Raw genomic sequence first — 13,003 nt, forward strand, 5'->3', positions numbered from 1 at the left:
GAGGGCGGCCTCAGCCGGGCCGGCCCAGGGGCCGGAGCGCCTCGGCGATCTGATGGGCCCCATAGCCGTGCTCGACCATCACGCAGGCGATGCCGGACTCCTCGCAGAGCGGCCGCAGGCGTTCGGGCACCGCGTGCGACACGAATTCCTTGAGGATCAGGATCAGGTCGACGCCCTGGTTGCGGACCCGCTGCTCCAGCGACCGGAGCAGGGCCGGCCGGCTCGATTCGTAGGGTTCCCACTCCAGTTCCTTGAACTCGAAGAACAGGAGGAGCGACTTCCTGGCCTCCTCCCGGGCCGCCCCGCCGATGATCAGGGCCCGGCGATCCCGGGTCTGGGCGATCAGCTCGCCGTGCCGCGCCCGCAGGGCGGCCTCTTCCTCGACCTTGGTCTCGTCCCCCCGGATCCGGTCCAGGTGCTTGCGGAGGGCGCGGAAGTCGCCACCGCCGATCAATTCCCGGTACGGCCGGACCAGTTCGAGCAGCTCGGGTTCGGAGGCACCGCCCAGGCTGACGACGCGGGCCAGGATGGCCAAGAACTCCTCGACCCCCGTCCGGGGCAGGTCGTGCGCCAGGATCGTGGCGCGGAGCGAGACGAAGGCCTCCCGATACGATTCGCGGGCCACACGCTTCCGCTCCTCCTCGCGCTGGGCGGCCTCCTCGCGCTGGGCCTTCGCCTCGCGGTCGCGGCGTGCCGATTCGGCGGCCAGCCGGAAGAGTTCCTGGGCATCGACGATGTATTGCTCCCAGTCGGCGGCATAGCCTTCCTGGAAGGCGTCGATGTAGCCGGGCATGTACTGCTTCGACAGGCCGACCAGTCGGCGGAAGACCAGCTCCATCGCCGCGACTTCCTCGCCCGACTCCGCAAAGTTCAGCTCCTGGAGGCGGCGCAGCCGCCCGATCCAGATCATGAGCTGGGCCTTCTGCTCGCGGGCGTCCAGGAATCCGAAATGGGTCGTCCCGTCGTCGATCTCGGCGATCAGCTCCGGGATCTGGCCGGAGGGGACCAGGCGGATGATGCCGGGGACCTTCCGGTCGGTCTCCTCGAACTGGGCGGCCTCGTGCGGGAGCAGCCGGTCCAGCTCGCGGCGGAGTTCCTGGTAGCGGGCCAGGGCGGCCTGCAAGGACTTCTGGGCCTCCGCCGCCTCGGCCACGATCGCGTCGAGAGCCTTCTGCGCCGCGATGCGCTTCGCCTCGATCTCGGCCCGGGCCTGCTGGATCAGCCGCTCGGCCTCGTCGTCCGGGCTGACGAAGGTCTTGCACTGGGCCAGCTTGATCGTCATCTCGTGGAGGAGCTTGGCCTCGTCGCCGGCCTCCTTCAAATCCCGAAGGCAGATCGGCCGTTCTTCCCGGACCCGGACCTGCGCCGCCTCGGCGCGGGCCTGCGCCGCGGACAGGACGTCGCCGGCCAGTCGCACCTCCCCCCCGAGGCGCTTAGCCCTCGCCCGGGCCTCGGCCTGGCGGACGAGTTCGGCGAGGCGTTCGAGCGTGGACGTCATCGGAATGTCTCGGCATCAGAGAGGGATTCGAAGATTCGGGCGGATGGCCTCGCGGCTCATTCGACGAGCCGACGGTGGCGTACCCCCCGAATGATCTTTCGGCGCCTCGAAACGATGACCCGAGCGGGGGGATCGATCTTCGCAGCCGGCCTTCCGCCTAAAATGGCGCCAGGGCCGGCGCGACCCATCGAAGATCGGGCCGGGTCGGGACGGATGGCCCGGACGTGGCCATCGCTTATCATGGGGCCGGTGGCGCGAAGAAGCAAGGGCCGAAGGCCTCGCGGAAGCCGATCCGCAAACCATTGATGTGGATCACTTCATGACATCCAGGAGTCGTCATGCTTCCGGCCCCTCCTCGGCCCGGGGCCGCCCCCAGGAGGAGGCCAGCATCCCGCAGACGACCAGCTGGATCGGGTGGTAGACCATGATCGGGAGGAGGATCAGGCCCAGTTCGGGGCGTGGGCCGAAGATCAGGTGGGCCATCGGCACGCCGGACGCGAGGGTCTTCTTGGACCCGCAGAAGATCGCCGCCGTGCGGTCGCCCGGGGGGAAGCCCAGCGCCCGGCAGGCGCAGGCCATCCCGACGAGCATGATCGCCAGGATCAGGGAGGTCCCCGCGAAAACCGCGACGATCGTCCCGGTGCCCTGGCCGGTCCACACGCCACGCTCGACCGAATCGCAGAAGGACGTGTAGACCAGCAGGAGGATCGTCCCCCGATCGACCAGTCCGATGGCTTTCTTATTCCGGCCCGCCCAGGCGCCCAGCCAGGGCCGGAGCGACTGCCCGACCGCCAGCGGCAGGACGAGCCAGAGGGTGAGGTCGAGCAGCACCTTCCCCATCGGGGGGGCGTGCCCCCCTTCGGTGAGGAACCAGCCGATCCAGAGCGGCGTCAGGACCACCCCGAGCAGGCTCGACAGGGTGGCGTTGAAGATGGCCACCGGCACGCTCCCCCGGGCCGCGGCCGTCATCGCGACCGAGGAGGAGACCGTGGAGGGCAGGGCGCACAGGTAGAAGAATCCGAGGCCGAGATCGGGCGACATCCAACCCCGCGACGCTCGGATCAGGGCGAGGCCGAGCAGCGGGAACGCCAGGAAGGTGGCCCCCTGGATGACCAGGTGGACCGGCCAGCGCAGGGCCCCGGCCTTCAGCGCCGAGGGGGCCAGGGCGATGCCGTGCAGGAAGAAGATCAGGGCCACCCCGGCCTTGGTCAGCAACTCGGGGTGGAGCCATCCCCCGTCCGCACCCGGCTCGGGGAACAGCCAGGCCAGGCCCGTCGCCACCGCGATCCCCGCGAGGAACCAATCGAACTTCATCGACATCCCATCTTCCCGATTCGATCCGATCGTTGATCGCCGCGCGGCGACGGCCCGGTCCTAGGCTCAGGGCTCGATCATCTGGATCTCGACCCGGCGGAAGTCGATCGGATGGCTCTCGGACTGGAGGGAGATGAACCCGTCCTTGAGCATCAGGTCGGCCCCCTTGCGGATCAGCTCCTTGGCGTCCTTGTCGCGCTCGTCGAGCTGGGGCTTCTCGTATTCGAGCACGGTCTCGCCGTCGATGATGTGCTTGATCACGTCGTTCCCGCGGACCTCGACCTCGATGGTGACCCACTGGTCGCCGCCATAGGTCTTGGCGTGGGAGTTGATCGTGTGGGTCTTCTCCAGCTTCCCGCCCACCACCACGTTCGTGCCGGGGGTGCAGGCGTTGCAGGTGGCGCGGGGCTTGTCGGTGAGCCCGCCCAGGAACTGCACCTCGATCGACACCGGGAAGTCCTGGTCCTGCCGCATCGTCTCGGGCGCCTGGCAATGGAGCATCACCCCGCTATTCCGCGTGGCCCAGCCCTCCCCGCCCGGGCACTGATCCCCGACGAACCGGTACTCGATGCGGAGGCGATAGTTGGAGAACTTGTCCTTGTAGAACAGGTGGCCGAATTTGCGGTCGAACTTGGTGTACTTGTCGTAGCGGACCTTCAGGAGCCCGTCCTCGACGCGGAACGTATCCGCATAGTTCTCGCCGAGAGGGTAGCCGGTGATCTTGGGCGTCCAGCCTTCGAGGTCCTTGCCATTGAACAGGCTCTTCCAACCGTCCTTCGACGCGGCCGGATCCGGCCCATCGGCGCCCCGAGCGACCGCACCGGACAGGGCGAGGCAAGACAATCCGACGGCCGCCCAGCGTGAAATCTTCATGATCGATCGCTCCCGGAGGCATGATCCCCGGCCGCACGGGGGCGCGACCCACGCCCGACCGTCCCGGCCCTCGGCCCCTTGGCGAACATCGTAGCACCCGCGACCCCCACCCACCACGAGGCATCGCCGTGGGCGCAACGGTCGTCCCGCCGGGCGCCCTCATCACGATCGGGTTCGAGATGACCTCTGAGAGATACCTTCCTCTAACCATCAAGGATTATCCCAATTACCCATATTGCGGCGACGATCTGGGAGGATATCATTGACAACCGCCTTCGACGATGGCATTCGGACATCCGGCGCCATCGAGGAGGCGAGTCCGCGACGATCCAGCATCGACACCCAATGAGCGAGCCGACATGAAACCGAAATCGAAGGCCTTCCGGCCCGGCGTGAGCGGCCTGGAACCCCGTGCCATGATGAGCGTGGCCGAGGTCGCCCCGCTGGCCGCCACGCCGATCGTCATCGCCGGCCGGATCCAGGGCCGTTACCAGGCGGGCGTGGACCGCCGCGCGGCCGACGTGCCGCTCCGGGTCAACCTGAACGGGAACGGCAACGTCCAGGGCCCGATCAAGCTCGTCGGCTCGATCGACGTGGGCGGGTTCCGCCCCGCCACCTCGCCGCAGATCACCGGCACGGTCCGTCTGGTCAACAAGCGAGGGAGCATCACCCTGGCCCTGACCAGCCAGGATTCGGTGGGCAAGATCCCCAAGGCCCGCATCATCCTCGACGCCACGGTCGTGGGCGGCACCGGGATCTATTCGACGATCCAGGGGTCGGGCACGGCCTCCGCCGCCTTCGCCAAGAGCGTCCTGCGGGCGAAGTCCCCCACGGCCCCGGTGTCGGGCACCGCCACCTACTCGCTGAACCTCAACGCCACGGTCGGCTGAGGCCGGAGCATCCCATCGACCGCCGTCTCGCCGGGACGATCGCTCGGGCTTCGACCTCGGAACGAGGCCCGAGGAGCGTCCCGGACGGATCGGCGGCCGCCGACCGGCCGAAAGCCCGGACTGGAGGCTTGCCAGCACGCCCAACGATCTGCGATGATCCCTTGGTACATTTGTCATAGTAAGATCCGGGGCCCATCCGCCCCTCTCTCGGATCTTCCCGTGATGAATCATTGGGATGCCCTCGCATGAAACGCCTGCCCTGGTTCGCCGGGTTGTTCACGCTGGTCGCGATGGCCCTGGCCGCCATCGCCTTCGGGCGGGTGCTGCGTGCCCGCCCCCCCGCCGATGCGGGAGACTGGGCGATGGTGAGGCGCGTCGACCTGGCGACGACCCTGCTCGCCGGGGGCGACCTCCAGCCCGCCGGGCTGACCACCCTGACCTGCGAGGTCGAGGACATGGCCCGGGGCGGGCCGATGACGATCCTGACCCTGGCCGAGAACGGTGCCCCGGTGAAGAAGGGGGATGTCATCTGCCGGATCGACGGGTCGGCCGTCGTGGAGGCGATCCGGCTCCAGAGGATCTCCATCGATCAGGCCCGCGCCGAGTTCCAGCAGGCCGAGTTGAACCTGGACGTCGCCCTCGTCGGCCTGCGCGAATACGAGGACGGGTTGATCCGCAAGAAGACGCAGGATTTCCGGGGGAAGGCCGCCCTCAAACGCTCGGACCTCGAACGCCAGGCCGACCGCCTCGTCTGGGCCGAGGAGATGCTCCTCAAGGGCTATCTCTCCCGCGACGAGGTAGCCAACGAACGGCAGCGCCGCGCGAAGCTGGAACACGACCTCCGCAAGGTCGAGATCGAATCCGAAGTCTTCCAGCGTTACAGCGTCCCGAAGGAGACGCTCGGCCTGAAGGGGAAGATCGATACGGCCCGCACCGAACTCCAGGTGGCCCGGGAAAAGCTCCAGTCACGCGAGGGGCGTCTCGCCGACCTCCGCCGATCGGAGGAGAAGTGCACGATCCTCGCCCCCCGCGACGGCATCGTCCTGCGGGCCAACGCCCGGAGCCGCTGGACCCTCGACCCGCTCGAACCCGGCAGCAAGGTCCGCCAGGGCCAGGACCTCCTCACGATGCCCGACGACGGCAAGACCGAGATCGACGTCTCGATCCACGAGACGGTGGGCTCGCGGGTCCGAATCGGCACGCCGGTCAAGATCCGGGTCTGGGCCCGGCCCGACCGGATCTATCCCGGCCGGGTGGCCGGCAAGAGCATGTTCCCGATCGAGAACTGGAAGGAGTGGGACGAGACGTTGCGTCATTACGTCGTCCGGGTGACCTTCGACGAGCCCCCGGTCGGTGTCCTGCCGCTGATGTCGGCCGACGTGATCTTCGACACGGGCCGGGTGCCCGACGCCCTGGTCATCCCGATCGAGGCGATGTCGATGGTCGACGGCCGCCAGACCTGCCGCGTCGCGGTCCAGGGCGGGTCGGAAGTGCGTCCGATCACCATCGGTCAGGCGACCACGGATCTCCTGCAAGTCACGGAGGGGCTGGAAGAAGGGGAGTATGTCCTCCTCCCCCACTTCGGCGGGACGCCGGGCTGACGGCGTTCCCTAACCCCCCGAATCGCACTGTCCCTCCAGGCGGAATCACGCGGATGATGCGAGGATCGATCCGGGGCCGTCCAAAATCCGAGGCGCGGGCAAACCGGAGGAAACCTGACAAGGATGGTGATGCGGGTAAAGAAACTCCCCGCAGGCCGGAGGAGTCGACGCATCCCATCGGTCGCAACGCGTCGCGTCCGAATTAGTGAGAGGGAACCGAACCGGCCGCCTTGCGACCCCCGCCCCAACGGCTATCATGGATGGGATTGTCGTGCGGTCGGGGGGTGGGACGGATGGCAGACCACGGGCCGTATCTCGATGCGAAGCCCGACGAGGCGCCCGGAGCCCCGCCGGACGTCCTGACGCGCCCCGAGGCGCTGGAGGCGGACGTCCGCGTCGGCGACTTCCGGATCGAGCGCCGGGTCGGCTCGGGCGGGATGGGGATCGTCTACCAGGCCCGGCAGATCTCGCTGGACCGGGTGGTGGCCCTCAAGGTGCTGGGCAACGCCCTGGATCGGCCCGACGACATCGCCCGGTTCCGCCGCGAGGCCCAGGCGGTCGCCAAGCTCGACCACCCCCACATCGCCGGGGTCTACTTCGTCGGCCAGGATCGCCAGCTCTGCTACATGGCGATGGAGTTCGTGGACGGGGTGTCGCTCCGCCGCGTGGTCGAGTCGATGGCGCGGGCCTCGTCCGCGTCCATCGAGGCCGCCGTCGCCGACCTCGCCGGCCACCAGACCGAGGCTCCCGAGGTCCGGTTCGATGACACGACCGCCTCGATCCACACCTACCACATCCGGGAAGCCGAGAACGCCACCCCCTACGTCACCGAGGTGGCGACCGTGCCCCGGGGGCGGACGACCTCGATCGAGCACATCCGCCGCTCCGTCGAGATCATCCGGGATGCGGCGTTCGCCCTGGCGCATGCGCACGGCCGAGGGGTGGTCCACCGCGACATCAAGCCCGAGAACCTCTTGCTGGACCGCGACGGCGGGGTCCGGCTGATCGACTTCGGGATCGCCCGCTTCTTCGAGGATGCGACGATCACCCACACGGGCCAGCTCATCGGCACGCCCATGTACATGAGCCCGGAGCAGGCGATCGGCCGCCTCGAATTGGACCATCGGACCGACATCTATTCGCTCGGCCTCGTCCTTTACGAGCTGCTGATCCTGGGCCGGCCTCTGGTCGCGCCATCGCGGGAAGGGGTGCTGCGGCAGGTCGTGACCAAGGCCCTCACCCCGGTCTCGCAGCTCAATCCCAACGTCTCCCCGGCGCTGGAGGGGGTGCTCCACAAGGCCACGGCCAAGGATCCCGACAACCGCTACCAGGATGCGGGGCAGTTCGCCGCCGACCTCCAGAACGTTCTCGACGGCAAGCCGGTCTCCGCCCCCCCATACCGTTTCCGGTTCGACGAGCGCGAGATCGAGGCCGAACGGCCCCGCGTGGTCATCGGCATCTCGTTCGAGTTCTTCCTGGTAGCGATCCTCTCGGGCTGCTGGACGGCGGTGCTCTGCGCCCTGAACCCGGAGGTCCGCTACCTCCTGGGCTTCACCGGCGGCGTGAGCCAGGTCGCCCTGGGCGGGATGGCGATCGCCGTCGGGATGCTGGCGGTCAGCTGGGCCATCCTGTCGGGATGGTGGTGGGGCCGGTGGTCGGGGATGCTGACCTGCTTCATCCTCCTGCTGATCAGCCTCCGCCTGGTGTACGAGTTCGCCGAGGACCGCAACAAGATGGCCTCGCACCTGTTCTTCGCCACCACCGGCCCGCCCTCGCTGATGGCCCTGGCGACGATCGCGACCATGGTCTCGCTCGGCTCGTCGCAGGTCGGCCACTGGTTCCGGCTGGCCCATCGCGTCCGGTCGGAACGCGGCCGGCGGAGGCGGGTCGGGGGCTGAGCCCCGGGATCAAGTCCGCCCCGATCGATCGCCGATGAGATCTCCCACCCGGACCCGACCGGCCCGGCGGAGGAGACGATCATGGCCGACCGAATCCCGTCACCGAACCGAAACCCGGCCCGATCCCGCCAGGCGGCGACCGCCGGCCTGGCGTGGCTCGCGGCGGTCGCCATCGCCGGATGTGCGGGCGACCGGGCGGAGATCACCCCGACGACGCAGGGGACCGACCTCTCGCGGGTCCCCGCCGGCCGGATGGTGCCGCAGCCCTTCCCGGGCTCGTCACTGGCCCGCGATGCCGGCCGGGCGAACGGAGACCCCTCGATCCTGACCGCCGGCGGGTCGGACGCGACGATCCGCTGATCGGCCTCGGCTCAGGCGGGCCGCCCCCCGGCCGGCGCCGGGTCGTCGAGATCGCGGTCGGGGTCCTGCTGGTAGTACACCTTGAGTTCCTCGTAAAGCTCCGGGTGTTTCTTCTTGAGCTGCCGGGGCTTCTCGAAGAAGCACTCGGTCGCGACGGCGAAGAATTCCGCCGGCTCGGTGGCCCCGTAGGTATCGAGGACCGTCTTCCGCCCGGTCTCCGCGTTCTTGCGCAGCTCCTCGTACTCGGCGCCGAGGATCCGGGCCCAGGCGCCGTACTGGCTGCGCCGTTCCAGGACCGGGGCGCCATCGGCGACCCCGTCCTCCTGGTCGAGCTGGTGGGCGAATTCGTGGAGGACGACGTTGTGACCGTCGCGGACGTCGGTCGCGCCGGCCCGGACATCGTCCCAGGACAGGACGACGACGCCGGTCGTCCAGGCCTCGCCCAGCCGACCCTGGGGCCCCTCGGTCACGATCCCCTGCGGCGAGTGCCGGGGCATCTCCGAGACGTACGCCCCCGGATAGACCAGGATCGTGATGAGTTTCGGATAAACGTCGACCTCGCGGTGGAGCAGGAGCAGGCACGCCTGGGCCGCGATGCTCACGCGGATCTCGTCGGTGATCTCCAGACCGGCGCAGCCTTCGAAAAGCTTCTCGGCGACGAAGATCTGGATCAGCCGTCGCAGCTCGGTGCGATCCCATTCCGGCAGGCGTGCGACGATCGGCACTGTCCGGGCCAGGATCGCATCCCACTCGGCGGGGAAGGGGGTTTCGAGCAGCTTGGCCCGCCGCTCCTTCTGGGAAAGTCCGAACATGGAGAGCCTCCGGATCGCGTCGATCGAACGGCCGACCCCGGGCCGTTCCCGGGCCGCTCGAAGGTGCGAACCCGGTGCCGAACCCGATGAACCGACTGCCCCCTGGCTTGAACGGCATCGCCGTTGCAAAATCAGCAGGGTGTCGGGCCGGCTCCGGGGGCCTTCCAACCGGAGGCCCCCGGTCCGGACCCAACGCCATCCGCTCGCAAGACTCACGGGAGAAAGACGATGCGCATCCGTTCCTTGATCTCCACCGCCCTCGCCGGCTCCGCCGTGGTCGCCGCCGGCCTCAGCGCCTCGGCGCAGGCCCCGGACGATCACTCCAAGCACAAGGCCGTCGTGGTCCTGATCCCGACCAAGGGGAGCACGGTCGCCGGCACCGTGATCTTCACGGAAACCGCCAAGGGGACCCAGGTCAAGGCCGAGGTCACCGGCCTGACCCCCGGCAAGCACGGGTTCCACATCCACGAGTACGGCGACGCCAGCTCGCCCGACGGCAAGGCGGCCGGGGGGCACTTCAACCCCGCCAAGCATCCCCACGGCGACCCCGCCAAGAGCGACCCCCGCCACGTCGGCGACCTCGGCAACCTCGTCGCGGACCAGGCCGGCAAGGCCACCTATGACGAGGTCATCCCCCACCTGCCGCTCCACGGCGAGAACTCGATCCTGGGACACGGCGTCGTCGTCCACGAGAAGGCCGACGACTTCGGCCAGCCGGTCGGCAACGCCGGCGGACGCGTCGCGGTGGGCGTGATCGGGATCGCCAAGGGCGACTGATCGCCGGACCACCGTCCGGCCATGATCCGGGTCGGCCCCGCCCCTCGTTGCGATCGGGCGGGGCCGATCGAAGATCATGGCGGGCGGGCAACTACCCCACCCACTTCAACCGCTACCGGGCATCGGTTTGGGCCCTCGCGGTTGATTGACACCCGGTGTCAGACTGCTTAAACTTCTCACTTATTGCCAAAGTGCTATGCAGTCGGTGGGTTTTCGGGGGCTTTTCCCGTGGCGAACAAGCCTTGGGGCGGTCGATTCGACGGCAACACGGACCGTCGGGTCGAACAGTTCAGCGAATCGATCTCCTTTGACCGTCGGCTCTTCGAGCACGACATCAGGGGCTCGATCGCCCATGCCCGGATGCTGGCCCATGTCGGCCTCATTTCCGTCGACGAATGCCAACAAATTGAGCGGGGGTTGGGGGAGATCCGGTTCGAAATCGAGGCCGGGCAGTTCCCCTTCGTGCTCGAACGCGAAGACATCCACATGCACATCGAGGCGGCGCTCATCGACCGCCTCGGCGACGTCGGCCGCAAGCTCCACACGGCGAGGAGCCGCAACGATCAGGTCGCGACCGACGTCAAGCTCTGGGCCCGCGACGCTTTGGATCGGATCGACACCCGGCTGGCCGCGGTGCAGAAGGCCCTGATCGGCGCGGCGGAACGCCACCCCGACCTGATCCTGCCCGGCTACACCCATCTCCAGCGGGCCCAGCCGGTCCTGGCGGCCCATTACTTCCTGGCCTTCGTCGAGCGGTTCGCCCGCGATCGCGGCCGGGTCGCCGATTGCCGCAAGCGGCTCAACGTCCTGCCCCTGGGCGCGGCGGCCCTGGCCGGCACCAGCCTGCCCATCGACCGGGACTTCGTGGCCCGCGAACTCGGCTTCGACGGCGTGACGGCCAACAGCCTGGACACGACCGGCGATCGCGACTTCGCCCTGGAGTCGGTGTTCGTCCTCACGATGATCGCCGAGCACCTGGCCGGCTGGGCCGAAGAATGGGTCCTCTGGTCGACCCAGGAATATTCCTTCCTGGCGCTGCCCGATGCCCTGTGCACCGGCTCCAGCATCATGCCCCAGAAGAAGAATCCCGACGTCCTGGAGCTGATCCGGGGCCGATCGGCCCGGGTGGTCGGCTCGCTGACGACCCTGTTGGTGCTGGTCAAGGGACTGCCGCTCGCTTATAACCGCGATCTGCAGGAAGACAAGGAACCCCTGTTCGACGCCTTCGACACCGTGGACGCCTGCCTGGACCTGGCCTCCGTGGTGATCGACGGCGCGACGCTCCGCGCCGATCGAATCGCCTCGCGGCTCGACGAGGGCTTCCTCGACGCGACCACGCTGATGGAGTACCTGATCAAGCAAGGGGTCCCCCAGCGGACCGGCCACGAGATCGTCGGCCACCTGGTCGGCCTGTGCGAACGCCGCGGCTGCCGCCTGGCCGATCTCTCGGCCGAGGACTTCGCGGCGGCCCACCCCCGGCTCGATGCCGGTGTCAAGGAAGCCCTGGGCGTGGGCAATGCCGTGCGGGCCTTCCAGTCCTACGGCTCGACGGCCCCGAACCAGGTGGCCGCCCAGCTGGCTCAATGGAAACAACGCCTCGCCTGACGCGTCCGCCGAACTTCCGAACCTTCCCCGCCGGATCGAGCCACGAGTCCTATGGAATCCTTCGTCTACCGCGACCGCCAACTGTTCTGCGAGGACGTCCCGGTGGCCGACCTGGCCGCCCAGTATGGGACCCCTCTCTACATTTACAGCCAGGCCGCCATCCTGGGCCAGCTCAAAGCGTTGCAGGAGGCGTTCGCCGAGGTCAAGCCCCTGGTCTGCTACTCGGTCAAGGCGAACTCGAACCTCTCGATCCTCCGGGTCATGGCCGAGCATCAGAGCGGCTTCGACGTGGTCTCCGGCGGGGAGCTGCACCGCGTCGGGCTCGCGGGCGGCAAGATGGACCAGACCGTCTTCGCCGGCGTGGGCAAGACCGACGACGAGATCGCCGCCGGCATCAACGCGGGCGTGCTGATGTTCAACGTCGAGAGCGAGGCCGAGCTGGACGCGATCTCCCGCGTCGCCGGCCGGATGGGGCGGACCGCCCCCGTCGCGCTCCGGGTCAATCCCGACGTCGACCCCAAGACGCACCGGTACATCTCGACCGGCAAGAAGGAGTCGAAGTTCGGCATGGACATCGACCGCTCGCTGGCCCTGGCCGAGCGGATTAAGGGGCTCGAAACCGTCTCGATGATCGGCATGCACATGCACATCGGGTCGCAAATCACCACGACCGACCCCTACGCCGGGGCGGCGGGCAAGGCGGTCGACATCATTGCCCAGCTGCGGGCGATGGGCCATCCGATCGCCTGGTTCAACATGGGCGGCGGGTTCGGCATCGGCTATCGCGGCCCGGAGGCCCGCCCGGTCGTGGAATTCGCCCGCGCCGTGGTGCCGTCGATCAAGGCCACCGGGTGCCGGCTGGCCATGGAGCCCGGGCGGGTGATCGCCGGGAACGCCGGCATCCTGGTCAGCCGTGTGTTATATACCAAGCAGTCGGGCGACAAGCGGTTCCTGATCCAGGACGCCGCGATGAACGACCTGATCCGCCCGGCGCTGTACGAGTCGTTCCACCGGATCTGGCCGGTCAACGTCCCCGCCGGCCTGCCCGCCCCCCCGGCCGATCACGAGGCCGAGATCGCGGGCACCCAGCCCTGGGACGTGGTCGGCCCGGTCTGCGAGAGCGGCGACTTCCTCGCCAAGGATCGCGCCCTGCCGGCCCTGGATCGGGGCGACCTCCTGGCCACGTTCTCGGCGGGGGCCTACGGCATGGTCATGGCCTCCAACTACAACACCCGGCCCCGCGCCGCCGAGCTGCTGATCGACGGGTCACGGGTGATCGTGGCCCGCCGCCGCGAGACGCTCGACGACCTCGTCGGGCCCGAGATGGCCGCGCTGGAGTCGTCCCGATCGGCGGGATGATCCCCGCCCCCAACCG

11 protein-coding genes are annotated in these 13,003 nt (G+C 68.7%); 7 read left to right on the forward strand and 4 right to left on the reverse strand.

Going from position 1 to position 13,003, the window contains the following annotated elements:
- Window positions 1–10 precede the first annotated feature (10 nt).
- From TA3x_RS14550 to TA3x_RS14560, 3 genes are all read right to left on the reverse strand, one after another.
- Window positions 11–1,498, reverse strand: a complete 1,488-nt coding sequence (locus TA3x_RS14550; RefSeq protein WP_435015372.1) for a hypothetical protein — start codon at window positions 1,496–1,498, stop codon at window positions 11–13.
- Window positions 1,499–1,834: 336 nt separating this feature from the next.
- Window positions 1,835–2,812, reverse strand: coding sequence for a bile acid:sodium symporter family protein (locus tag TA3x_RS14555; protein WP_435015373.1), 978 nt, complete (start codon window positions 2,810–2,812; stop codon window positions 1,835–1,837).
- 66 nt (window positions 2,813–2,878) lie between these two features.
- Entirely contained in the window at window positions 2,879–3,685 is an 807-nt protein-coding gene (locus tag TA3x_RS14560) for a 3-keto-disaccharide hydrolase (protein ID WP_435015374.1), read from the reverse strand.
- Window positions 3,686–4,044: 359 nt separating this feature from the next.
- On the opposite strand from TA3x_RS14560, the gene TA3x_RS14565 reads away from it, so the two are divergent.
- The 4 genes from TA3x_RS14565 to TA3x_RS14580 all read left to right on the forward strand — a co-directional run bounded on the left by TA3x_RS14565 (window position 4,045) and on the right by TA3x_RS14580 (window position 8,434).
- Window positions 4,045–4,575, forward strand: a complete 531-nt coding sequence (locus TA3x_RS14565) for a hypothetical protein (protein WP_435015375.1) — start codon at window positions 4,045–4,047, stop codon at window positions 4,573–4,575.
- Between the two features lie 245 nt (window positions 4,576–4,820).
- On the forward strand, window positions 4,821–6,176 hold the full coding sequence (locus TA3x_RS14570) for an efflux RND transporter periplasmic adaptor subunit (RefSeq protein ID WP_435015376.1): 1,356 nt from the start codon (window positions 4,821–4,823) through the stop codon (window positions 6,174–6,176).
- 293 nt (window positions 6,177–6,469) lie between these two features.
- Window positions 6,470–8,074: a serine/threonine-protein kinase gene (locus TA3x_RS14575; protein ID WP_435015377.1), complete on the forward strand. Its 1,605-nt coding sequence runs from the start codon at window positions 6,470–6,472 to the stop codon at window positions 8,072–8,074.
- 81 nt (window positions 8,075–8,155) lie between these two features.
- On the forward strand, window positions 8,156–8,434 hold the full coding sequence (locus TA3x_RS14580) for a hypothetical protein (protein WP_435015378.1): 279 nt from the start codon (window positions 8,156–8,158) through the stop codon (window positions 8,432–8,434).
- 11 nt (window positions 8,435–8,445) lie between these two features.
- On the opposite strand, the gene TA3x_RS14585 is transcribed toward TA3x_RS14580, so the two are convergent.
- Window positions 8,446–9,246 carry a zinc-dependent peptidase gene (locus TA3x_RS14585; RefSeq protein ID WP_435015379.1) on the reverse strand — a complete coding sequence of 267 codons (801 nt, stop codon included), beginning with the start codon at window positions 9,244–9,246 and terminating at the stop codon, window positions 8,446–8,448.
- 228 nt (window positions 9,247–9,474) lie between these two features.
- Between TA3x_RS14585 and TA3x_RS14590 the strand changes: the two genes are divergently transcribed.
- From TA3x_RS14590 to lysA, 3 genes are all read left to right on the forward strand, one after another.
- On the forward strand, window positions 9,475–10,023 hold the full coding sequence (locus tag TA3x_RS14590) for a superoxide dismutase family protein (protein ID WP_435015380.1): 549 nt from the start codon (window positions 9,475–9,477) through the stop codon (window positions 10,021–10,023).
- 228 nt (window positions 10,024–10,251) lie between these two features.
- The gene (argH, locus tag TA3x_RS14595) at window positions 10,252–11,628 is read left to right on the forward strand and encodes an argininosuccinate lyase (protein WP_435015381.1); all 1,377 of its coding nucleotides are present in this window, start codon (window positions 10,252–10,254) and stop codon (window positions 11,626–11,628) included.
- Between the two features lie 51 nt (window positions 11,629–11,679).
- Window positions 11,680–12,987 carry a diaminopimelate decarboxylase gene (gene lysA / locus TA3x_RS14600; protein WP_435015382.1) on the forward strand — a complete coding sequence of 436 codons (1,308 nt, stop codon included), beginning with the start codon at window positions 11,680–11,682 and terminating at the stop codon, window positions 12,985–12,987.
- Window positions 12,988–13,003: the final 16 nt, after the last annotated feature.

The organism is Tundrisphaera macrotermitis (genome assembly GCF_051175315.1).
Taxonomy (GTDB): domain Bacteria; phylum Planctomycetota; class Planctomycetia; order Isosphaerales; family Isosphaeraceae; genus Tundrisphaera.

Excerpts from the sequence above, each read along its gene's own strand:
- TA3x_RS14590 (WP_435015380.1), top strand. The coding sequence starts at position 9,475 with ATGCGCATCCGTTCCTTGATCTCCACCGCCCTCGCCGGCTCCGCCGTG.
- lysA (WP_435015382.1), top strand. The coding sequence starts at position 11,680 with ATGGAATCCTTCGTCTACCGCGACCGCCAACTGTTCTGCGAGGACGTC.
- TA3x_RS14565 (WP_435015375.1), top strand. The coding sequence starts at position 4,045 with ATGAAACCGAAATCGAAGGCCTTCCGGCCCGGCGTGAGCGGCCTGGAA.
- TA3x_RS14555 (WP_435015373.1), bottom strand. The coding sequence starts at position 2,812 with ATGAAGTTCGATTGGTTCCTCGCGGGGATCGCGGTGGCGACGGGCCTG.
- TA3x_RS14560 (WP_435015374.1), bottom strand. The coding sequence starts at position 3,685 with ATGAAGATTTCACGCTGGGCGGCCGTCGGATTGTCTTGCCTCGCCCTG.
- TA3x_RS14550 (WP_435015372.1), bottom strand. The coding sequence starts at position 1,498 with ATGACGTCCACGCTCGAACGCCTCGCCGAACTCGTCCGCCAGGCCGAG.
- TA3x_RS14585 (WP_435015379.1), bottom strand. The coding sequence starts at position 9,246 with ATGTTCGGACTTTCCCAGAAGGAGCGGCGGGCCAAGCTGCTCGAAACC.
- TA3x_RS14575 (WP_435015377.1), top strand. The coding sequence starts at position 6,470 with ATGGCAGACCACGGGCCGTATCTCGATGCGAAGCCCGACGAGGCGCCC.
- TA3x_RS14580 (WP_435015378.1), top strand. The coding sequence starts at position 8,156 with ATGGCCGACCGAATCCCGTCACCGAACCGAAACCCGGCCCGATCCCGC.
- TA3x_RS14570 (WP_435015376.1), top strand. The coding sequence starts at position 4,821 with ATGAAACGCCTGCCCTGGTTCGCCGGGTTGTTCACGCTGGTCGCGATG.